The organism is Acinetobacter tandoii, from assembly GCF_008867985.1.
Lineage (GTDB): Bacteria > Pseudomonadota > Gammaproteobacteria > Pseudomonadales > Moraxellaceae > Acinetobacter > Acinetobacter tandoii.
The window spans coordinates 133,474-156,890 of record NZ_VXLD01000005.1 but is presented as its reverse complement, the minus strand read 5'-3'; the positions used below and the strand labels follow the sequence as shown (position 1 = coordinate 156,890).

18 protein-coding genes and 1 pseudogene are annotated in these 23,417 nt (G+C 37.4%); 14 read left to right on the top strand and 5 right to left on the bottom strand.

Annotated elements, in window-relative coordinates:
* Nucleotides 1-199: 199 nt before the first annotated feature.
* Nucleotides 200-670, top strand: a complete 471-nt coding sequence (locus F4W09_RS09820; RefSeq protein WP_151504666.1) for a hypothetical protein — start codon at nucleotides 200-202, stop codon at nucleotides 668-670.
* Between the two features lie 297 nt (nucleotides 671-967).
* On the opposite strand, the gene F4W09_RS09815 is transcribed toward F4W09_RS09820, so the two are convergent.
* Nucleotides 968-2,035, bottom strand: a complete 1,068-nt coding sequence (locus tag F4W09_RS09815) for an asparaginase (protein WP_044740703.1) — start codon at nucleotides 2,033-2,035, stop codon at nucleotides 968-970.
* A gap of 300 nt (nucleotides 2,036-2,335) precedes the next feature.
* On the opposite strand from F4W09_RS09815, the gene F4W09_RS09810 reads away from it, so the two are divergent.
* The 3 genes from F4W09_RS09810 (at nucleotide 2,336) to F4W09_RS09800 (ending at nucleotide 5,138) form a co-directional block, all read left to right on the top strand.
* Nucleotides 2,336-3,625 carry a dicarboxylate/amino acid:cation symporter gene (locus F4W09_RS09810; RefSeq protein ID WP_151504665.1) on the top strand — a complete coding sequence of 430 codons (1,290 nt, stop codon included), beginning with the start codon at nucleotides 2,336-2,338 and terminating at the stop codon, nucleotides 3,623-3,625.
* A 1,009-nt stretch (nucleotides 3,626-4,634) separates the two neighbouring features.
* Nucleotides 4,635-4,859 carry a hypothetical protein gene (locus F4W09_RS09805; protein ID WP_151504664.1) on the top strand — a complete coding sequence of 75 codons (225 nt, stop codon included), beginning with the start codon at nucleotides 4,635-4,637 and terminating at the stop codon, nucleotides 4,857-4,859.
* A gap of 165 nt (nucleotides 4,860-5,024) precedes the next feature.
* Nucleotides 5,025-5,138 carry a hypothetical protein gene (locus F4W09_RS09800; protein WP_016167976.1) on the top strand — a complete coding sequence of 38 codons (114 nt, stop codon included), beginning with the start codon at nucleotides 5,025-5,027 and terminating at the stop codon, nucleotides 5,136-5,138.
* Nucleotides 5,139-5,251: 113 nt separating this feature from the next.
* Here the strand turns inward: F4W09_RS09800 and F4W09_RS09795 are convergent, their stop codons facing one another.
* Complete coding sequence (locus F4W09_RS09795; protein WP_151504663.1) at nucleotides 5,252-6,649, bottom strand: aminotransferase-like domain-containing protein; 1,398 nt, start codon at nucleotides 6,647-6,649, stop codon at nucleotides 5,252-5,254.
* A gap of 225 nt (nucleotides 6,650-6,874) precedes the next feature.
* Nucleotides 6,875-7,495, bottom strand: a pseudogene (locus F4W09_RS17460) (cytochrome d ubiquinol oxidase subunit II); the annotation flags it as partial.
* Between the two features lie 586 nt (nucleotides 7,496-8,081).
* Between F4W09_RS17460 and lysA the strand changes: the two are divergent.
* The 9 genes from lysA to F4W09_RS09740 all read left to right on the top strand — a co-directional run bounded on the left by lysA (nucleotide 8,082) and on the right by F4W09_RS09740 (nucleotide 16,664).
* The gene (gene lysA / locus F4W09_RS09780) at nucleotides 8,082-9,683 is read left to right on the top strand and encodes a diaminopimelate decarboxylase (protein ID WP_151504662.1); all 1,602 of its coding nucleotides are present in this window, start codon (nucleotides 8,082-8,084) and stop codon (nucleotides 9,681-9,683) included.
* Nucleotides 9,670-11,262 carry a class I adenylate-forming enzyme family protein gene (locus F4W09_RS09775; protein ID WP_151504661.1) on the top strand — a complete coding sequence of 531 codons (1,593 nt, stop codon included), beginning with the start codon at nucleotides 9,670-9,672 and terminating at the stop codon, nucleotides 11,260-11,262. Before lysA ends, F4W09_RS09775 begins: the two co-directional genes overlap by 14 nt.
* A 43-nt stretch (nucleotides 11,263-11,305) precedes the next feature.
* The gene (locus tag F4W09_RS09770; RefSeq protein WP_151504660.1) at nucleotides 11,306-12,223 is read left to right on the top strand and encodes an alpha/beta fold hydrolase; all 918 of its coding nucleotides are present in this window, start codon (nucleotides 11,306-11,308) and stop codon (nucleotides 12,221-12,223) included.
* A 28-nt stretch (nucleotides 12,224-12,251) separates the two neighbouring features.
* The gene (gene rpe, locus F4W09_RS09765; RefSeq protein ID WP_151504659.1) at nucleotides 12,252-12,929 is read left to right on the top strand and encodes a ribulose-phosphate 3-epimerase; all 678 of its coding nucleotides are present in this window, start codon (nucleotides 12,252-12,254) and stop codon (nucleotides 12,927-12,929) included.
* Nucleotides 12,930-12,957: 28 nt separating this feature from the next.
* Nucleotides 12,958-14,022, top strand: a complete 1,065-nt coding sequence (gene hemE, locus F4W09_RS09760; RefSeq protein WP_151504658.1) for a uroporphyrinogen decarboxylase — start codon at nucleotides 12,958-12,960, stop codon at nucleotides 14,020-14,022.
* Nucleotides 14,023-14,041: 19 nt separating this feature from the next.
* A complete protein-coding gene (locus F4W09_RS09755; RefSeq protein ID WP_151504657.1) occupies nucleotides 14,042-14,479 on the top strand; it encodes a MarR family winged helix-turn-helix transcriptional regulator in 438 nt (145 codons plus the stop codon).
* A 204-nt stretch (nucleotides 14,480-14,683) separates the two neighbouring features.
* Nucleotides 14,684-15,175: a MarR family winged helix-turn-helix transcriptional regulator gene (locus F4W09_RS09750; RefSeq protein ID WP_151504656.1), complete on the top strand. Its 492-nt coding sequence runs from the start codon at nucleotides 14,684-14,686 to the stop codon at nucleotides 15,173-15,175.
* Between the two features lie 2 nt (nucleotides 15,176-15,177).
* Complete coding sequence (locus F4W09_RS09745) at nucleotides 15,178-15,516, top strand: DUF6616 family protein (RefSeq protein WP_044740694.1); 339 nt, start codon at nucleotides 15,178-15,180, stop codon at nucleotides 15,514-15,516.
* 347 nt (nucleotides 15,517-15,863) lie between these two features.
* Nucleotides 15,864-16,664, top strand: a complete 801-nt coding sequence (locus tag F4W09_RS09740; protein ID WP_044740693.1) for an MBL fold metallo-hydrolase — start codon at nucleotides 15,864-15,866, stop codon at nucleotides 16,662-16,664.
* A gap of 490 nt (nucleotides 16,665-17,154) precedes the next feature.
* Here F4W09_RS09740 and F4W09_RS09735 read toward each other — a convergent pair whose 3' ends face one another.
* Entirely contained in the window at nucleotides 17,155-20,634 is a 3,480-nt protein-coding gene (locus F4W09_RS09735; RefSeq protein ID WP_151504655.1) for an indolepyruvate ferredoxin oxidoreductase family protein, read from the bottom strand.
* A gap of 203 nt (nucleotides 20,635-20,837) precedes the next feature.
* Here F4W09_RS09735 and F4W09_RS09730 point away from each other — a divergent pair, with 203 nt between their 5' ends.
* Complete coding sequence (locus tag F4W09_RS09730) at nucleotides 20,838-21,791, top strand: LysR family transcriptional regulator (protein ID WP_151504654.1); 954 nt, start codon at nucleotides 20,838-20,840, stop codon at nucleotides 21,789-21,791.
* A gap of 160 nt (nucleotides 21,792-21,951) precedes the next feature.
* Here F4W09_RS09730 and F4W09_RS09725 read toward each other — a convergent pair whose 3' ends face one another.
* Nucleotides 21,952-23,409, bottom strand: a complete 1,458-nt coding sequence (locus tag F4W09_RS09725; protein WP_418655088.1) for an efflux transporter outer membrane subunit — start codon at nucleotides 23,407-23,409, stop codon at nucleotides 21,952-21,954.
* Nucleotides 23,410-23,417: the final 8 nt, after the last annotated feature.

The following is a 23,417-nucleotide window of genomic DNA, read 5'->3' as shown; positions in this document are numbered from 1 at the left end:
ATGCTTCTAGCTGTTTTTTAAAATGGACAAATTCTGGTTTTTGATAAAGTACTGATTAGAATAAAGTCGTCCAAAAATAAGGATAAAATTCAATAAGATTTGTTTTATTTAAAACCATTCCAGCTCTTTTTTTTTTGAAAAAAAAGGCTTAGAGTATTTCTATAACAATAATCTTCTCACGGATACGGGGAGTCATAAAATGAACAATATTCAGAAAACAATTTGTATTTTATGTTTCATTGGCCCATTTTTTTCTATAGCACAAGCAGAAACCTTGTCTGAACATTCGGACTTGGTGAGTACTACGGCTAGCTCTGGAGAAAATGAAACTAATCCATTAGATCAGTATGCAACAGACCCCTCAACGTTCTCTAATGCTGCATTATCCATCGCATCGTTTTCCGCTTTAACTCAATATGAACGTGCCAGTAATAAAAAATATGAAAGTATACAAATGCCTCCAGAAATCAAAAACCTAGAAGAAACAAAAGCAAATGCGGCAAAATCTGTCTTTCATCGATACAACTATCTGCTTACTAGTCGCTCAGCAGATTATAGCTCGAAGACCAATTATTGGTGGAATGCCAGTAATTATAGTTGTATTGCTACAGTTACATACAATGGACGAATTAATGCTGTGAATAGGGTAAATTCTTCAGATTGTCAGTGATATTCATAAGGATAAATTCTAAGTCAGAGTGAGATTTTCAGTCTTAATAGAGCAGGGTGAATAAGATTCAAGTTATTTTGCTGAGTGGCGATTGGCAAAATATTACAAACTTAAAAAATAATATAGTTTATAGATACCAAAAATATTGAGGAAATAACAAAAAATCATCACAAAAAAGTTTTTAAAAAAGAAAAAGCTGAATGATTGAAGTTTTAAAATTAGAAAATAAAAGGCAGATTCATCTAATTTTGCTGAATCTGCCTTTAATGTTTTAGATCAATAACGTTAATTTAACGCTTAGTAGTTCCAGAACATGTTTTGAATTTCTTTTGCATCATTGGTCTTAGTTAACGCTAAAGCCATTAAAAGACGTGCTTTTTGTGGATTCAAATCATGTGCTGCAATCCAACCATATTTATCATCAGGTTGTTCGGCATTACGAAGAACAAATCCTTGCGCAACACGTGATGAACGTACAATTTGAATACCTTGTTCATCATGTAATTTTCTTACTTCAGGAACTAGATAATTCGCCATTGAACCGTTACCTGTACCTGCATGAATAATCGCTTTCACGCCAGCTTTAGCAAAAGCTTGGTATGCATCAGGCAACATATTGTCCGAACCATACACAATTTGTACGCTTGGTAATGCATCACCCTGAATTTTTTCAATATTAAATTCAGAATTATTGGTATGTTTTTTTACAGAACTTCTGAACCAGTAAGGTTTACCTTCAACCAAAGTTCCTAAAGCTCCCCATTGACTTACAAAGGCATTGGTATGAATGTTGATTCCTTTTGTAACATCACGTGCTGCAAAAATCGAATCATTCATTAGTACCATTACGCCTTTGTTTTTTGCTTCATTAGATGAAGCAAGCGCAACAGCACTATACAGATTTAAAGGACCATCTGCCGATAAAGCAGTAGATGGGCGCATAGAACCTACCAATACGATTGGCTTGTCTGTATGAACAACTAAATTAAGAAAGAATGCCGTTTCTTCCATGGTGTCTGTACCATGAGTAATCACTACGCCATTCACTGAAGGTTTCTTGACTAGATCATTTACTTGACGGGCTAAAGACAACAATTCCTTGTCTGTAATACTTTCAGATGCAACTTGAAGTGCCTGAATACCCGTAACATTCGCCAAATCGTTTACTTGAGGGACTGCTTTAATTAGCGCATCAACAGGTACTTTTGCAGCACTATATGTTGCACTATTCGTTGAACTTGCACCCGCGCCAGCAATAGTACCGCCCGTAGCAACAACAACAACATTGTTTTTTGCATAAAGCGACATAGATGATGCAAGGAGAGTAAGTGCCAAGCCGCATGATTGGAGAGTTTTACTTATCATTAACCAAATCCTAGTTCTGTCAATTCCACTGTAATGTTTGATTTCAACAAACATATTCCATATTTAAGTTTCTTTAATTCAAACAGTCATTGGCATTTTATATAAATACTTAACAATCACTATGCATTTTTTGCATAGATAAATACTTTTTTGCATTGTTAATTTGTATTGATATTGTTTAGATTCAGCCAAACACCCCTAAGTCAAATGGATATTTGACGTAGTAGGAAGGAAATCAGAACATCTTATAAAACAATAAGATGTTTCTATAGATTCTAGGGTATTAAAAGGAAATTTTATATGAATCAGAAGAAACTATTAAAGTTTATTCTAGTTGCTATGGTCTCTGGAATATTAATTGGTTGGCTTTTTCATAGTAATTTGAGCCCTACTCAGGCTGAAAACATTGCTTCATATTTTAAGATTCTTACAGATGTATTCTTAAGATTAATTAAAATGATTATCGCTCCATTGGTATTTGCCACGATTGTCTCTGGCCTCATCTCAATGGGTAAATCATCATCTCTAGGTTCAATCACACTTAAAGCAATGAGTTGGTTCATTGGCGCTTCACTTATCTCTCTACTTTTAGGCATGGGCTTAGCCAATTTATTTCAACCTGGCGTGGGTATGAATCTCCTAATTCCAACGGCACCAGTTGATGTAGGCGTAAGTGCAACAAATCTAAGCTTACAAACATTCATTACACATATTTTCCCGAAAAGTTTTGCTGAAGCCATGGCGAATAACGAAATTCTACAAATTTTGGTGTTCTCTATTTTCTTCGGTTCAGCACTTGCGTATGTACATCATCAGCAAGATGAAGGTACAGTGATTGCAAAAATTATTGATGAATTATGCCGTGTCATGTTCCGTATTACAGACTATGTCATGACGTTTTCACCAATCGCTGTATTCGCGGCAATTGCATCCGCAATTACCTTAAAAGGTCCAAAAATTATTCTCGACTATAGTGTTTTTATTGGCGAGTTTTATGCAAGTTTACTCATTCTTTGGGCAATCATCATTACTGTAGGCTACATTTTTCTCAAAAAGGACGTTTTTCGTTTACTCAAAACAGTTCGAGAACCAGCCGTTTTAGGTTTTGCCACTGCAAGTAGTGAATCGGCTTATCCAAAGCTTATGATTGCCTTAGAAAAATTTGGTGTACCTAAACGTATTACCAGTTTTGTACTACCATTAGGTTATTCATTTAATTTAGATGGATCAATGATTTATATGTCTTTTGCAGTGTTATTCATTGCACAAGCTTATAACATTGAATTAAGCCTATCCCAGCAAATTTTAATGCTTTTAACCTTGATGATCACCAGTAAAGGGATTGCAGGTGTATCTCGTGCATCATTAGTGGTTATTGCTGCGACATTAGCGATGTTTAAACTACCAGAAGCAGGTATTTTACTGATTCTTGCAGTTGATCATTTCCTAGATATGGGGCGTACCGCAACCAATATTATTGGTAACAGTGTTGCGACGGCTGTAATTGCAAAAACTGAAGGCAATAAAGTTGAAGAGCACGAGAGCATTTTGGCGCAACCGCTCATTCCAAATGATCAAAATGCATCCTAAGCAATCAAAATGATTTTATTAATGATTGTATTGTTGAAAAAACATCGCCTAGGCGATGTTTTTCTTTTTATTATCATAGATTTCTAATAAGGTTAAAAGGTGAGTGCTAAACGTTTTCACTTTTTTTTATTATAGAAAAAGATAAGTAGCACAAGAATGATCGCCATGATGAATGTAATAATAATTGTTTCCATAGCTGGACCTATTTGTCATAGATTTACTCTAATTTTAACATAGACTTAAAAACTAAGACTGCTTTTTCTTTGAGATTGAAGTTCTAAGTTAAACCACTCTTTATTTTCATTGCACACTCAATATCGTCACCAGATTGCTGGCTGTATAGGGTTCATTCCAATAAACAATGAGGGCATTAGATAGATTTTTTATTCAATAAATCTTGTAGGGAAATGAATATTTTTCCTTTACATGCTTCGTTGGGACAAATTATCCCTGAACTGTATGAATTATTTGGCATATTTCATCCTTAAGAAACTTAATATCAAATATAATATAAATTGTTGATTTAGAAAAAGATGAGTTTTTTTTTTGATTGACCACATAACGCCGAATCTTCTATTCCATAATATTCAGTTCTTCTGTGTAATGGATGATGATCTTCTCAAATTTGTATCAATCTAAGTGAAATGTATAGAACAAATTTATGTTATTTAAGCTTTTTCTGCGTAACTACAAAGTATAAATAGCTTAATTCCATCTGTGCACTCACTGTTAAGACGGCCGAGGTTTCTCTGTATCGAATTTAATCATCATCTATTCAAGAGCATGCAGTTCTAGTAAAGGACTTAAACAAGATTCACATTCAAAATAGGCTTCTTTTATGTACGTAAAGTTGTTAAATTGATATAGTGGTTTTTATCACTAAATGTAACAAAAATGATAAACACATCAATAAAATTAAGAGTGAATCACTACACGTGTTGAAGAAAAAACTCAGGATGTTATTCAAAATAACTTCTTAAAATTGATTCCGTGACTTAGGATATTCCTTATGTCAAATTTTATCATTATTGCTAAGCAATCAGGCAGAGACGTGTATTATGGCACTCGCGAATGTAAGCAAACCATACTGGGTTCGCTTCCAGAGTGGTTGGCTAGCTTAAATGATGGTAATTGTCACTATACGGAAAAAAGGGCAAAGGAATTGGTGCTACTTTTGAAATCTCATTATCGAGACTCTGATCAAATCACGGATATTTCTGTTCGGGAAATATAACGCATTCTATAAATCATTTTCTCAAAGGCAACAACAAGCTAAAGCTATTATTTTTAATGATATATACGTGCTGTCTGTTATATTGATTTCGACGCGAACTGTACCTATTGTTAAATTTTATGGGCAGTAAAATAATAACTAAGTTAGGACAGCAAGGTATTCACTATGAATTTTTTACTTAAAAAAAATAAAGCTTGGTTTGTATTCTTTATCATTACCTTATATTCGTTTCTCGGGTTCTTTATCGGTTTTATTATTTGGGAATATTTTTTAACCTGAGATGTCCTTGTATTTGAAGATCAAGTTTAATACTCGGTAGCTGAATAGGTTTCAAATCTAAAGTGCACCTAGGTAAAAAGTCGCAAAACCTGATTATTTTGATCAAGACTGAACTATCGCTCTGAAATCTGAGCAATCAAAAGGTCTATCTTATTGATCATTTCATCGTTCATTTCGAAAGAACAGTTGATACGGATGTGGTTCTGCTTTTTATTTTTCCGATAAAAAAGGATACTTGGGGCGACACCAATATCATTCAGAATCATTTGTTCATAAATGCGACTGCTATCAATATGTTGTGGTAGGGTAATCCAAAGAAAATAACCTGAAGGATAATAACTGACCTGACAATCTTCGGGTAATTTCTTTATTAAATATTGATAATATTGATTTTTTAATCGCTTAAGCGTATTTCTCAAATTCTTTAAATGTTTTTCATAATGGCGATGTGTTAGATAATCTGCCAGTGCATTTTGAATAAAAGAGTTTACCGAGATGGTGCTCATAAGTTGCACATGCTGTATATGTTCAGAGAATTTTCCCGCATAGACCCAACCTACACGAAAGCCAGCACCTAATGTTTTAGAAAAAGAAGAACAATGCAGCACTAAATTTTGTTGATCATAATATTTCATAGAAAGTGGTTTTTTTTGATCATAATAAAGCTCCTCGTAAACATCATCTTCGATTAAATAAATTTCATGTTCATGTAAGAGCTTTGCCAATTCAAATTTGATGTCTTCATTCACCGTAAATCCAATTGGATTGTGGCTATTCAGCATAAGCAAACAAACTTTAATAGGGTAGCTTGTAATGGCCTTTTTGAAAGCTTCTAAATCTAGGCCATGTTCGGGATGCTCTGGAATGGTAATAACTTTTAAACCCAAATTTTCAGCAGCTTGCCATGCACCATAGAAAATAGTTTCTTGTAGAAGAATATAATCGCCTGCTTGAGTCATGGCTTTGAGGGAAAGATTTAAAGCATCTAAGCCACCAGAAGTAATGACAATGTCTGAAGGATCTGTAGGAATACCTTGCATACAATAGCGTTGAGCTATCTGTTTTCTTAATTCATAATTACCAGGTGGTAAACTCGGCGTTTGCTCATAGCTAATACGGTGTTTTGCCTGTTGTGCTAAGGTTTGCATCAGCTTAGGAGAATAAAGCAACTGGCTATTTGGAAATGCACTTCCCAAAGGTACAATTTTTTCAGATTGAATTGATTTTAAATATCTAAAAACTAAAGAGTTGATTTCTATTTTTTCATTCAGTACAACCTTTTTGGCCAAAGCAGTCTGTAATGGATTGTCAGCAACGAAATAACCTAATTTTTCTTTTGAGTAGATGAGTCCTTGTGCTTCAAGTTCTTGATACGCGTTCATAACGGTAATCAGACTAAATCCTGATGTTTCCGCTTGTTGGCGTAATGAAGGAAGTTTTTCGTGTAGCTTCCAAGTTCCTGTTTCAATCAGATGTTTTAGACTTAGTGCAAGTTGTTCTGATTTATACATAAAGAATTATGCTCATCTAAGAAATGGATAACAGCCTTAATACAGCTATCCACAGTTTAAAGTAGGAGGTTGATTATTAATATGCAAAGCTTAACAAAAGTCTAAAGAATCCAGCAATTAAGCTAAGCGATAAGAAACCCAAAAACCATAATAGAATGAACCAAGCAGTCGGACTCAATCGATTTTGCAATTTTTGCATCGGATTTTGCATCGTCGTTATCTCCATTAATGATAGCCTTCATCACCTATACGTACTTTGTCACGAAATACCCAATAGGACAAAAAGGTGTAAATCAGAATAATTGGAATTAGAATGACGGTACCCACCAACGCAAATTTCATACTGGATTCAGGTGCCGCTGATTGCCAGATAGATACAGAAGGAGGAATAATATTCGGCCATAAACTAATGACAAAGCCGTAAATGTGAGGAAGACTAAACCGAGTGTAAAAACAAACGGTTGAATGTCTTTTCGTTGAGCACATGCTTTAAAAATCAATCCCGATAAAATCAAAACAAAAACAGGGACTGGACTGAAATAGAAAAGATTCGGCATTGTAACTATAAATACCATTCTGAGTTTCAATGCCTTGAATATAAGCTCTTAAAATGACACCTTGAAAGAAACTTGAGAACAAAAAACCACCACTAAAAGCCAAATCCCAAAGGTATTTAGTGCGATGTGCTTTAAAGCGAAACTCAAACACTACACCTCTAATAATCAAAGCTACGACCATCAGAATAATCGGCAGATACAGTGCAGATAATACGGTTGAATAAACTAAAGGGAAGGCAGCAAATAATCCTGCGCCACTTAAGACCATCCAAGTTTCATTAATATCCCATTATTCAAATTTCCCCATATGACCAAATCACAGATTGCACTGAACTTAACAAGCATAAGTTACTGTTTAAACGTAAAGATGAAACTTATATAGGAATATGTGAAAAATTTTCAAAACCAAATGCACAATTTCTCTGCGCGAATAGAAGTTATAGCTTGGAACAAGCATCCAGACTGATTGAAGATATGTTTTATGCAGAGTATATCTATGAAAAACTATCAGTTTATGCTGAATACATTCAAACGTGGTTACAGAAAAATGCCTCAAATCTCAAGATAATGACTTAATTTAAGCCATATGACAAAAATTTTAACTTAACAACATTAAGATGTGAAAAATTCCTTAAAAAAAGATTACAGCAAAACTTATGCTTCCACATGAATTTCAGCGATAAATCTTTCGTGCATTAATTATAGACCTTATAAATTAAAAAAAATCCTAATCCGACAATTTTGATTAAACTTCACACAACAAGCATAAAACTATTTTAGTTGCAATTACCAAAAGAAATACTTTGCGCACAAAGTATTTCTTTTGTAGAATTGTGCCCGAATTATATAAGTACAAATTATTGGAATTTTTAGAAATGAATATATCTCCAGATACTTTATTGAAAGTAAAGAAAAATTTTGGGACACCGACGTATATTTATGATGAAAGCCAGTTGAAAAGCAGCTTTCAAGAACTAAGAAATGCATTACCAGAATGTGTTGATATTTTTTATGCTCTCAAAGTTAATCCTAACTTATCGGTTGTTAAATTAATCAAGTCTTACGGTGGGAACACCGAAGTATGTTCTTTAACTGAACTAGAAATTGCAATAAAAGCGGGTGTGAACCCTCAAAATATAATTTTCTTGGGGCCAATGAAAAAAGAAGAAGAACATAGACGCGCTTTAGAATTAAATATTTTTGCTATTGTTGTTGAGTCTGAAGAAGAACTCGAAAAATTATCAGATTTAGCTACAAAAATGGGGGTTTTAGCACCAGTAGCAATACGTATTAATCCGAATTTCTCAGCATCTGGTTCCCCATGGAAAATGGGGGGCAGACCAACACATTTTGGTATTGAGGAAGAAACAGCTATAAAAAAAATGGGGAGTTACGCAAAACTTCCTAACATTCATCTAAAAGGGCTCCATGTTTATAATGGAACAAAAATTTTAGATGCACAGTCTATTTACGACAACTCAAAATATGTTTTGGAGTTATTTGAGGCTATTTCACGTTTGTATGGATTAGACCTGACAATGGTTGATGTTGGTGGTGGTCTGGGTATTAAGTATTATGAAAATGAAAAAGATCTAGACATCAAAGAATTAACAAGATTATTACATCCTTTATTCAATGACTTTCACAAGAAACATCCTAAAACTCGCATCATTATGGAGTCAGGACGTTTCATTGCTGGTAAAAGTGCGGCTCTGTTAGTGACTGTTGATAATATCAAGCAAAACCATGGCAAAAATTTCGCCGTAACCGATGGTGGAACAAACTGCCATTCAGCAGCTGTAGGTTCTGGTCAGGTTTTAAAACGAAATTTTGAGATTATTAAAGTTACTGATCAAAAATCAAATGAAATTGAAACCTACCATGTTTCTGGACCATTATGTAATCCTGACGACTTATTAGCAAAAGATATAAAACTTGAAAAATTAAAATCTGGCGATCTTCTTGCAGTCTTATCATCTGGTGCTTATGGGGCTACGGCTTCCCCAACATTATTTCACGGTCATGGCTATCCAGCAGAAGTTCTGTACTCAAATGGAAGTCTAAATTTAGTACGTTATAGAGATACAGTTGAAGATATTATTTCGATGCACACCGATATTTCATTAGAGCAACTGCTAGGACAAAACAAAGTCATTACTGAAGAAAAGCATAATGAAGTCATTACAGATGACACACAGCGTATCGTTGCCACTATTGTTAGTAAAATTCTAAAATTACCTCAAGACAAAACTATTCTTGCAAGCTCTCATCTTCGTGATGATTTGGGGATTGATTCACTTTCTTCTGTAGAAATATTGGTCGCTTTAGAAGATCAAATCGAACATTTCTTTGTTAATCCAGAAACGATAGAACCTAAGCATTTCAATACAATTGAAACACTTGCATCTTATATCGAAGCTGAAAAAAACCGCTTTAATCAAGTTGAGATGAAGGAGCAGTGTCATGCAAATGTGTAATGTTTTACTGCATCACACTTTACCTTATGTCGCACAACAATATGCCGAAAAGGTAGCAGTTGTAGAGAATGGAATCTCCCATTCTTACGGCAAGATTGATGAGTTGTCTTCGCGCTTAAGTGGCTATTTACAAGCTCAAGGTCTTCATCGTGGTGATAGAGTAGTACTTTGTTTAGGAAATAAAGTAGAAACTATTATTGCTTTTTGGGGCGTACTAAAAGCGGGCTATGTTGTATGTAATGTGGGCTTAGACACAACCGCCGATAAATTAAATTATATTATCGATAATTCTCAGGCTTCCATTTTGATCACCAATGATCAAAAGTTTCAAGATGTATCTGTAGCGTCTAAAAGTATTCTATTTAAAAGTGTTGTTGTTACCAATTCAGTAGTGAATCCTGATGTAGATTCATGGGAGCTAGCAACTTCTTACAATGAAGTAGAATATCTGAATAATAATATTCTCGACATTGATTTAGCAGCCATTGTTTATACGTCTGGCTCAACTGGAACACCCAAAGGTGTAATGCTGACACATAGAAACATGTGTGCAGCATTAGATTCATTGAATATTTATCTAGGTTATCAAGAATCAGATCATATTCTTTGTTCATTGCCATTATCGTTTGACTATGGTCTTTACCAAATGATTATGTCTATGAGTAAAGGTGCAACGTTATTTCTCGAACAGGAACTTACATGGCCGTTATTTTTAATTAAAAAAATAAAACAGCATAAGATAACGGTCATTCCATTTGTTCCTACGATGCTATCACTTCTCTATGAGTATTCACATCGATCAGGCGTTATCTTTCCTGATGTCCGAATAGTAACAAACACTGGTGCAGCACTGAAATCTCATCACATCCAGCAGATGAAATTACTCTTTCCGAACGCAGAAATATTCTCTATGTATGGGTTAACGGAGTGTAAGCGCTGCACATATCTCCCACCAGACCAAATAGACGAGAAACCTGATAGTGTTGGTATCGCAATTCCCAATACAGAAATGTGGTTAGTGGATTCTCATGGAAACAAAATTAATAAGCCAAACCAAATCGGCGAACTTGTGATACGTGGTGCAACTGTTATGGCAGGGTACTGGCGCGATACTAAAGCGACCCAAGAAAAACTCAAACCAGGACCTTTGCCTAATGAATATGTCTTACATACTGGCGATTTGGGCCTTATTGATGAAGATGGTTACTTGTACTTCCGTGGTCGCACAGATCACGTTATCAAATCTCGTGGTATGAAAGTTAGCCCTGTTGAAATTGAAAATTATTTCTATAGTTTGCCTAACATTGAATCGGCTGCTGTCGTTGGCATTGAAGATGAGAACTTAGGTGGCACCTTACATGCTTTTATTCAAATAGCTGATAATGAAAATATTAACGAGCTTGAGCTATTAGGAAAATGCAGAAATGATTTGGAACCTCATCAAGTTCCCAATACGATCAGATTCTTGAATTCGTTTCCCCGCACTCCAAACGGTAAATTTGATTTAATCCACTTAAAACAAATTATTGAGAGCGAATTAGCTGCCGAAACAACCTCAAGATCAAATGTCGCTGTTTAAAAGTTATTTAATTCGTCGAGACTTAATTTAAACAGAAAACGATATGAATATGATGAGCTTAACTTTTAAAGTTTTACCTGCTATAGAGCGTGAATTCACGCTGAATGTGAATGGCTTGGACTTAGCAGTGAAAACTTGGGGGGATGAAAAAAATCCCCCAATTCTAGCAATACATGGGTGGTTGGACAATTGTGCATCATTCTCACGAATAGCTCCCGACTTAGATCACTACTATGTTGTGGCTCCTGACCTAGCTGGACACGGCAAATCAGATCATAGAAAATCAAATCACGCATATTACTTATGGGATTATGCAATTGATTTATCTATCTTTGTCAGAAAAATGGGGTGGAACAGTTATTCTATTTTGGCTCATTCAATGGGTACGGGTGTTGCATCAATTTTAAATACCATTAGTAAAGGAATAAAACGCATAGTTTTCATTGATGGTATGGGAGCTCCTTTTACCGTCTCGGCTGAAGATGTCGTACGGCATTTGAAAACATCACTTCGACTCTCTGAAATGGCACATTTGACCAAACTCAACGGTTTTTCAGAAAAGAACCAACCTCTGTTTTCAAGTATGGAAGTTGCAGTGAAAACCCGCCAGAAAGTAGTTGGTGGATTTATCTCTTTAGACAGTGCCAGACGTCTTGCAGAACGTGATCTTCGAGCAGTCGAATCAGGCTATCGGTGGCGCCATGATCCTCGACTTACTATACCTGAACCAATTCAGTTAACTGATGAACAAGCTGGTCGCTTTCTAAACCAAATTGATTGTCCTTTGACTATTCTGCTTGGAACAAGCGGTTTATTTGTTGGTGATAAATTTCATTCAAAATCAAAATATTTAGGAAAAAATGCAAAAGTAAGCTGGTACGAAGGTGGTCATCACTTACATTTAGAAAACTTAAGTCACGAGATGATTTTGGATATCAAATCCTCTTTTGCAAATCATTGATAATAATTTTTATAGTTAGGCTCTTTATATGAATGACATTTGGATTGCTCCCTCAATTCTAGCAGCAAATTTCGCCCGTTTAGGTGAAGAAGTGAAGTCGGTATTAGATTCTGGTGCAGATATGATTCACCTTGATATTATGGACAATCACTATGTTCCCAACTTAACCATGGGGGCCCAAGTTTGTTCTGCACTTAGATCTGAAGGAATTCAAGCACCGATCGATGTGCATTTAATGGCTTCACCCGTGGATTCCTTGATCGTTGATTTTGCAAAAGCTGGTGCAAACTATATCTCTATTCACCCTGATGCCACTGTTCATTTAGATCGTTCAATTCAGCTCATTAAAGACTTAGGATGCAAAGCTGGTTTGGTGTTCAACCCAGCTACTTCGCTTGATTCATGCAAGTACCTTATGGATAAAATCGATTTAATGCTCCTTATGTCGGTAAATCCAGGATTTGGCGGACAAAAATTTATACCTGGTGTTCTTCCTAAAATTGCTGAGGCACGAAAGTTAATCGATTCAAGTGGTCGAAATATTCGTCTTGAAGTGGACGGTGGCGTGAATGCGAGCAATATCGCTGAAATTGCTAAATGGGGCGCAGATACATTCGTAGCTGGAACGGCGATTTTCAATACTTCTAATTATCAAGAAGCTATTTCAGAAATGAAAAATGCTGCGAATCATAATCGAATTAGCTAAATCCTTATCTATATAATTAGAGTCTCAAATGACAAACTTTGCACCGCTTAAAAATACTAATTTTATTAGAGCCTTACAAAAACAACCCGTAGATCGAACACCAATCTGGATGATGCGCCAAGCTGGGCGCTATCTTCCTGAATATCGAGCAATACGTAAAATGGCAGGAAATTTCATTAATTTAATGAAAACACCTGACTATGCAACTGAAGTAACTTTGCAGCCTATTCGACGTTATGATTTAGATGCAGCAATTGTATTTTCTGATATTTTGACTATTCCTGACGCAATGGGTTTAGGTTTATATTTTCAAGAAAATCATGGACCTAAATTCAAAAACCCTATACGTTCTGAACAAGCGATCAATAATTTAGAGATTCCTTCCCAAGAATCTTTATCTTACGTATATCAAACAGTCAGCCAATGCCGTCATGAGCTCAATGGTCAAGTTCCACTGATTGGTTTTTCTGGTAGTCCGTGGACATTGGCCTGTTACATGATTGAGGGACAGGGTTCAAAAGATTTTATAACGATAAAAAGTGTGCTTTATAGCAACCCTAAAATCTTACATCAATTACTAGAAAAAAATGCCAAAGCCGTTGTACAGCATCTTAAATGTCAGGTGGAGGCTGGCGCACAGGCCATCATGATTTTTGATACATGGGGAGGGTTACTAAGTCGAGCTGCTTATCAAGAATTTTCTCTCAGGTACATTACCTTTATTTTAGATAGTTTAAAAAACCAGTTAGGTGTGCGTTCAGTTCCTTCAATTGTCTTTACAAAAGGAGGTGGTCAATGGCTTGAAGAAATGGCAGGATGTGGAGCTAATGCTTTAGGACTCGACTGGATGACTGATCTGGATTTAGCACGTCAGCGAGTGAGTTCTAAAGTTGCCTTGCAGGGTAATCTCGACCCCGCAGTATTACTTGCCCATGATTCTGTAATTCAAAACGAAGTGAATAAAGTCATGACATCTTTTTATGGAAAACAAAAAGATGATACAGGTTTTGTGTTTAACTTAGGGCATGGAATTTCAAAGGAAACAAACCCAGATTCGGTGTCCGTGTTAATTGAGGCTGTTCATCGTTTTTAATTTTTTCAGGACATAACAGATGAGTTCGATGCTAGATACATTTAATTTTGACAAAATGCTCTGTTTTACACTGTATTCGACGACGAATGCTATGATGCGAAACTACACCAAACCATTATCTGAACTTGGAATAACATATCCTCAACTTTTGGTGTTGGCTGCTCTTTGGAATCAAAATCACTTGTCATCTAGCGAATTGAGTGAACAAACACTGTTTGATCTTGGTTCACTTACCCCAATCATAAAACGACTTGAAAAAGCGGGTTTTGTTGTTGTATCAGTGGACACGCTCGACCGTCGTCGAAAATATATTTCATTAACTGAATCTGGTCAGAATTTAAAAGATCCTGTTGCGAAAATCTTCCACGATACTAAATGCAAACTCAATCTGAATGAAAATGAAGTGGATTCGACTTTAAAGGTCTGTGCAAAAATTAAATATGAACTCAAACTTTAGATAAGAGAATGGTATAAAACCTATTGTTTATGGGGGTTAGGAGAATCATATCTCATGTTTTTCCTAGCGATTCAGAGGCATGTAGGTTTTGTATTATGTCGAAAAGACCTATTAAATTAATTTTTGTTTAACTCAAATCTAATATTGACAATATTACATAGATATCAATATAGTTAGCCGACTTACTATTTTGCGACTAACTAAATGCCTCTTGATAAAAAATACCAAGTGCTTCTAAGTGAAGCAAATAAACGTCAACTTCCTGATATTAAAAGTATTGAGCTGTGCTTTTTGACACTTTCTCTTGCTTCACATATAGATAAAGATTGTGCAGACCAACTTTCTGTCCATGGCTTATCAGAAGGACGGTTTATTTTGTTATTTTTACTTGATGCAGCAAATCAAGAAATAGCACCAAAGACTTTAGCTGAGCAAGCAGGTATCACCCGATCAACAGTTACAGGTCTACTTGATGGTTTAGAGCGTGAAGGGTTGGTAGAACGACATGCTGATACAGAAGACCGCCGTGCTCTCAAAGTTAGACTTACTTTGAAAGGGGAGTCTATGGCTAAAAATGTATTTGATCAGCATAGCCGTTGGATTGCAAAAATATTTGGGAATTTATCTACACAAGAGCACAAACAGTTAACCCAATTATTAACAAAGGTTTCCAATAATCTTCATCACAAGGAATAATTATGAATCAGTATTTGATCGAACTCTATACCCCTAATTCAGCTTGGAAAGCATTATCATTAGATGAGCGTACCCAATATTTAAATAATGTTGGAGCTGCGATGGGCAAATTATCAGACCTTGGTGTTAAAGCATTAACACTCACACAAATTGACTCTAATATCGATCAAACTAGCGAGCATCAATTTTTAGGAATTTGGCATTTCCCTAACGAAGAAATTCGTGATGTGTTACTTGCTGGTATTAAAGCGAGTGGTTGGTATGACTATTTCAACCATGTTAATGCTGCTGGCAAGGAAACTAGCTTTTCTGAACATATTACGGCACTGTCCAATATTTAACTTTAGAAAAAAATTAATGATCTAGTTTAATATCATAAATATACCTATATGCTTTCACAATAAAGCCACTCCAGATTATTAATTATGGAGTGGCTAAATCGGGGAGGACAATTCCTCTGTGTCCAATGAAATTCCTCACCCAAACTGCATTTAGTGGAGTCAAATTGGGTATCCGTTGAGAGCGAGGATTGATCTTATCAACTTTGACATAAGTTCACTTCACATGGACAAAGTCAGTTTTTGTTTAATTTAGTAAAATATAACCCAAAAGCGTTATTGCACCATTTGGTAAACTCATTGTAAGGTCATATCTCGACTTTATAGCAATAAAACTGACAGACTTTACAATGAACATTCATCATTTACGTAGTGCCACTTTTATCATTGAAACTGGGAATAATTTTATTCTTATTGACCCAATGTTAGGTAAAAAAGGTTCTCTCCCTGCATTTTCCTATGTGAAATTTAAGGCTGAGAAAAATCCGTTGGTTGAACTTCCCGACAATGCAGCGGAACTTTTAGGGAAAGTCACGCATTGTTTTATTACGCACAGCCAAACCTTTAATATCAGAGCATTCCAGCATACCGATCATTTAGATCGAACTGGAGAGAAGTTTTTAGCGGATAAACAAATTCCTGTATATACGTTTAGCCATGATGCACCTTACCTGAAAAATCTGGGTCTAAATGTTCAGGCTGGAATTGAGCATTGGAAAGAAATCCAGTTTTTGGGTGGTCGGCTCGTTGCTATCCCTGCTAAGCATGGGCATGGTTGGATCAGTAAATTTATGGCAAATGGTTGTGGCTTTTTCCTAGATCTACCGAATGAACCATCAATTTATATCAGTGGTGATACCGTGCTCACTGAGGATGTTAAAACTGCGATTTTTCAGTTTAATCCAGATATTACTGTTGTGGCAGCAGGCGAAGCACAAATGGATGTTGGGAAACCCATCTTAATGACTGAAAGTGAAGTCAGAAAATTTATCCAACTTTCCCCAAAACATGTGATTGCAAATCACTTTGAGGCGTTAAATCACTGCCCAGTGAAAAGAGCTGATATTCAAAATCTTGTTGCTGAAATTGGGGAAAAAGATCGTGTCTATATTCCTGATGATGGACAAACTCTGAGTTTTCATCTGAACTAGTACATCAGCGAATACGAAAACCATAGCCGATGTTTATACAATTCAAAATGACATCAATGTTCGCAATGGAAAAGATGTAGATAATGATAAAAGTGCTCAACAGGTCGCTAGGGAAAATTTTTTCTTTAGCGCATTTATATTTATTTGAGTTATGTAAGCTAGAGCCACGTTTAGGGTATTTAACTTATGCTCACCGAGGGGCTAGTTCATCAATAATTTTTAAATTTATCTATAACTTCCAATATCTTATTCATATAAATTATTTGTTTAATAACCGTTATGGCTTATAAACCTGACGAATGTATTTGAGAAGATTTCTTAAATTTCATCGCAGCTAAGTCGTGATTATTTAGAGAACCTCTACATTGTATTTATGCTCGCTGTTAGATCATAAATATAAAGTAGCTGAACCTGATCAATATAAGCTTAGTATGAATATAAGCTAAGTTTGATCCTGTATCAGCTACTTGTTGATAAACACTTATTCCTGTTATTGATCAGCTTTACGAAGACTCAATGAAAGTTGATCCCAACGTTGTATTGCGGTTTCCATTGCTTGCATTTTGACATGGCCAAAACCACGTACATCTGCTGGTAATTGAGCGATTTTCTCTGCCACAGATAAGTCATATTTTTCAGGTGCAGAACTAATCGCTTTGACAAATGCGATATAACGATCACGCCACGCATGTTCTTTTTGACGTTCTTGCTGTAAAGCAAATGGATCAAGGAATGTTTCTCTAAGCCACTGTAGTCGACCAAGAATCATCATTGGAATACGCATCCAATAGCCGAAAGCACGTTTGCGTATAGCGCCATGAGCACCCAAAGCAGGAGGAGCTAAGTGATAGGTTAAACGTAACCCTTGACCAAACTGTGCTTCGATTGATTGTTTAAAACTTTTTCCTGTGAGTAAGCGTGCAACTTCATATTCATCTTTATAGGCCATGACTCTATAGAGCTGTGTCGCAATTGTTTCAGCGAGTTCTTCAGGCAATACTTTGGCTGCTTGTTCAGCAAGATTTCGATACTGCGTTGCATAATCATCATTCCAATACTCGACCAGACGCGCAGAACGATCTTCAACGAGTTCAGCCAACGTAGTTGGTTTACGCGTTGTTGGTATCGTTGCAATAATGTTTTTTATCAAGTCAGGATTGCTAATCAAATGGCAACCAATGCGGAAAGCTTCAAGGTTTTTTTCAGTAGCTGTACCATTTAGGTGAATTGCCTTTTCAATACTTTCACGTTTCAACGGAATCTGACCTGCTTGCCAAGCCATGCCAAGTAAAATCTGATTTGCAAAGATTGCATCACCTAGTACTTGTGTGGCAATACGTGTTACAGGTAAAGATATTAGTTTACCTTGTGTCGTCCGACCACGAAGTCGCTGAATTAAATCAGTAATTGGTGCATACCAGTCACGCGACTCAAGGAAAGTAGAAGTAGGGGAACCATCTTCATTCACGATGACAACAGCATCAGCTTTTAAACGTGAAAGTGCTGCATTACTTCCTGCAACAATGGCATCTGCACCGATTAAAATATCACATTGACCCGCAGGAATTTTGGTTGCAGAGATTTGATCATCTTCTGTCGCAAGCTGTATGTAGGAATAAACCGTACCACCTTTTTGAGCAAGTCCTGCCATATCCATAATACGTGCAGCTTTATTCTCCAAATGTGCAGCCATGCCAAGTAAAGCACCTGCGGTCACTACGCCTGTACCACCAATACCACCAACCATAATGCGGATGGGTTGTTGATCTAACTCTGGGATGATTGGCTTTTCTGGCCAGCCAGCTTCTATACCTTTAAATACTTCTGGGCATTTTATGTCGCGGGTATGTACGGTCACAAAACTTGGACAAAAACCTTCAACACAAGAAAAATCTTTGTTACAACTGCTTTGATTGATTTGACGTTTCGTTCCTAACGCCGTTTCAATAGGTTCGATAGATAAACAGTTGGACTTTTTAGAACAGTCCCCACAACCTTCACAAATCTCACTATTGATAAAAACTCGCTCTGCAACATCTGGATAAGCATTGCGTTTACGACGACGGCGTTTCTCACTGGCACAGGTTTGAACATAAATTAATGCTGTAACACCAGAAGTTTCGCGTAATTTGCGCTGAACATCATCTAATTCATTTCTATGGTAAATCTCGACATGAGATGCTATACCTTCTTCGGCATGAATCAATTCAGGTTCATCTGTGACGATCACTTGTTTTGTGATGCCTTCTGCATCAAGTTGTCGTGTTAGTTGTGCCACGCTAAGATGACCATCGACATGCTGTCCACCCGTCATTGCCACTGCATCGTTATAGAGAATTTTGTAGGTCATATTAAGTTTTGCAGCAATCGCTTGGCGGATAGCCAGATAGCCTGAATGGAAATACGTTCCATCACCTAGATTGGCAAAAATATGCTTTTCATTGGTGAAATGGGAAGCACCAGCCCAACTTACGCCTTCGCCGCCCATTTGTGAGAATGTTTCTGTTCCATGATTCTGTAACACGGCAATATAATGACAACCGATCCCGCCCAGTGCACGACTACCTTCGGGTAGCTTAGTTGAAGAGTTGTGAGGGCAGCCACTACAAAAGAAAGGTTTGCGTTCTGCGATATCTAAAACATGCTGTGACGCTTGCTCTGCTTTTTGCAATAGCTCAACTTTATTCTGAATGTGCGTTTTTAAGCTTTCTGGAATATCTAATTTTAAGAACCGAGCTGCCAACATTTTTGCAATAGGTTCAGGTTGGAACTCATAATGACCAATCAAAGGGGCTTCATCAATCGATGTACTCCATTCACCTTTACCATCACAGGCTTTACCGATGATACGAGGGCGTTTTCCATCTGGAAGTGCATAGAGTTCCTCTTTAATTTGTGCTTCCAGAATTGGGCGTTTTTCCTCTACAACAATCAGTTCTTCTAAACCTTCAGCAAATTCATGTAGACCTTGTGGTTCCAAGGGCCAAATTAAAGCAACTTGATACACTCGAAGACCAAGTTGCTCGGCTGTTTCACCTTCAATACCTAAAATGCGTAAGGCTTCGATGGTATCTAAATAACCTTTACCACTTGCAACAATACCAATACGCGCATCAGGACAATGCCACGTCACCTGATTCAGTTCGTTTTCACGGGCATAAGCCAATACAGCGGGTAAACGATATTTATAAAGACGCTCTTCTTGTTGAATGCCATGATCTGGCCAACGTATGTTGACACCATCTTCTGGCATTTGCACATTTTGGGGTAATACGGGAGTAACGCGATCTAAATCAACATGAACAGAAGCAGAGGTTTCAACAATTTCACTGACCAACTTCATCGAGGTCCATACACCAGCAAAGCGTGACATTGCGATGGCATGAACACCTAAATCAAGAATTTGTTGTATGGATGTCGGATAGAAAATTGGAATGCCACAGCCAATCATCACGTGTTCTGACTGGTGCGGAACAGTTGATGATTTGCAAGAATGGTCATCACCAAAGAAGGCAACCACACCGCCTAACTCTGATGTTCCTGCAAGATTGGCATGACGGAAAACATCTCCAGAACGATCGACACCAGGACCTTTACCATACCACCAAGCAGTCACGCCATCATATTTACCTTGACCTGTGAGGTTTGCTTGTTGGGTACCCCAAATTGCAGTAGCAGCGAGATCTTCATTTACGCCAGGTTGAAAAACCACATGATGGTCTTTGAGTATGCCTTCAACTTGCCAGAGAAAATTATCATAGTTTCCGACAGGGGAACCTCGATAACCTGAAATAAAACCAGCAGTATGATAACCGTTTAAAGTATCCCGCCGTGTTTGCGCAAGTGGTAAGCGCACCATTGCCTGAATACCTGTCATGTAAGCAGTACCGTCATCACTTAAATATTTATCATCAAGTGATACATCCTTTGTTGGAATCTTATGTGGAGTAAATTTTGTCGCTATATTCATTTATTTCTCCTTGGAATTTTGTAGTTCGAGCTACTTTATTTTCTCAACATCCCGTTGAATATTTGGAGTAAATGACATACTCGGAAAAAGGTTGATCAGTTTGTTCAGAACACAAAAAACTGCTCAATGTATGTACATTAATGTCATTGTGATTGATCCAGACTGGTGCAACAATGCGTAATTAAGCAAAAGATATTTACGTTATGCGCAAAAATCTTGATGGTGGATTACTCCATGCAATGCAAGCTTTCCTGAAAGTCATTGATAGTGGAAGCTTTACAGCCGCCGCAGAGCAGATGGAACTGACAACAGCGCAAGTGTCGCGACTCATTAGTGAGTTAGAAGGGCGTTTAGGAACAAAATTACTACAACGAACCACGAGGCAACACGCATTGACCGATATTGGTGCAACTTATGCAGAGCAATGTCGTCATGTACTCGCAATGGTGGAAGAAGCCGAAACTCAAGCAATGGGAAGGGCAACTAAACCACAGGGACGGTTACGTGTGTTGAGTATGGCTAGTTTTGGTCATCATTATGTATCTCCGACGATGGCGGAGTTCTGTCAAACCTATCCAGAACTGACCGTGGAATATCGTACTTCACAGAATGTACCAGACCTTTTAGGTAAAGGAATTGACGTTAGTTTATATCTCGCGGAATCTTTGGCTGATTCACGCTTTGTTGCTCGTCAAATTGGGACAATATTTTCATTACTTTGTGCATCACCAACCTATTTAGAAAAATATGGTGAGCCGAAATCATTAGATGATTTACAAAAACATGCATGTTTAAGATTGGTAAATCCCTCAATTACACCGCAATGGCATCTTATCAGTGAAAAAAGTTGCTCGTATCAAATTGATATTACGGGACCTTTGATTGCAGATACACCAGAACTGTTATTGGACATGGTACAACAAGATATGGGTATCGCATTGCTTCCGACCTTTACTGTAATTGAAGCAGTACGTACTGGGCGATTACGCCGTGTTTTATCAGATTGGAGATCTCCTGATATTGGTGTTTATACCTTAATACCATCGCGTCATTTTATTGATGCAAAAACAAGAGCATGGTTAACGTGGGTTGAGCAGCATATTTCGCCAAAAATTCAGAGTGATACGGACTTTTTTTATAATCTTAACTGGCCTTGAAGACCATACGAATCAAGACATGATGTACAGACTTTATGGACGATAAAAACACAATCCGTTGGGACTGTTTAATGGTGCTGGTGCAATTTGAATAGCTTAGGTATGAATGAATATATTACCCATTCATACCCATAAGCCTGATCGGTTACTGCGGTAAAACTTAGGTTTGATCCTGAGTTGTCAAACCACCTCCTAATGCTCGAATTAAGTCCACACTTGCAATCATTCTGCTACCTTTGAGTTGTATCGCCAATTGCTCTTGCTGAAGAACAGTACGGTCAGAATCTATAACTTCTAAATAACTCACTGCACCTTTACGATAGCGCAGATGTAAAAGTTTATTGGCATGACGTGAAGCAATCAGAGCTTGCGTTTGAGTATTCATTTGTTGATCCAGAATACGTTGATCCGTCAGCCCATTTTCAACCTCACGAAATGCATTCAGTACAGTTTGTCGATAATTGGCAACGCTTTCTTCATAGGCAGCTCTGGCCTGTACGACGCCTGCTTTACGTTGACCACCATCAAACAAAGGTAAGGATAAAATTGTCCCTGCGATAGGCCCCAGCAAGAAAGTGCGACTCGACCATTGGGCTAAATCTCCAAGCGTTGAAGACTCATAACCCAGTGCTCCTGTAAGACTAAGTCGTGGGAAAAAAGCAGCACGTGCAATACCAATTCTGGCATTATCTGCCGCCATAGCACGTTCAGCAGCCGCGACATCAGGACGCCTTTCAAGAAGACTAGAAGGTAAACACGCAGGTACTTGAACGGTATTGATCGTTAAGCTTTGCTGCGCCAAATTAAACTCCGCAGGCGTTTTGCCTAATAACACGGCAAGCGCATGTTCTGTATTTGCTCGTTGGCGCATAAGACTCAATAAACCAGTCTGTGCTGTAGACAATTCCGTTTGCGCACGAAATACATCCATTTCACTGACGGCTCCATTTTTAAAACGAGCTTGCATTAAATTTCTTGATTCAGTCAGCAATTTAATCATTCGCGCATAAATGATTTGTTCCGTATCGAGTTGTCGGATTTGGAAATAATTTTGCGCGACATCGGCTTGTAATGCCAAAAGTGCAGAGTGATATAAGGCTTCTTGTTGCTCCGCATCTGCTGTTGCTGCATTGACACTACTTGCAATACGACCAAATAAGTCTAACTCATAAGACACATTTGTCTGTGCACGCCATAACGTCTGGGCGGAGGTATCCGCATTCGCATCAAGCCCCTGAGATGCAGGTGAAAGTTTTTGTCGGGTTGGACCAAAACCCGCACCTATACTCGGCAATTGTTGAGCCTTTGCCGCAGATTTCAAAGCACGTGATGCTTGAACATTTGCAGCAATTGCTTTTAAGTTTTGGTTTTCACGAATGGCTTGCTGCTCAAGTGCATTCAGTTGAGCATCTTGAAAAATAAGCCACCATTCACCTCTGGAAGCTGCATCACTCGGTTGTGCTATTTTCCAGTTTTCATTTTCTTGCAAGGGGTTGGCTTCTTTAAATTGTAATGGAATGACAACCCTTTCTGGTTCATATTGTGGTGCCAGTGAGCAGCCTGCGAGCAGCAGACTTCCCATGAGCGAGGACATTAACCAGATCTGTTTTTTAGGCATGATCATAT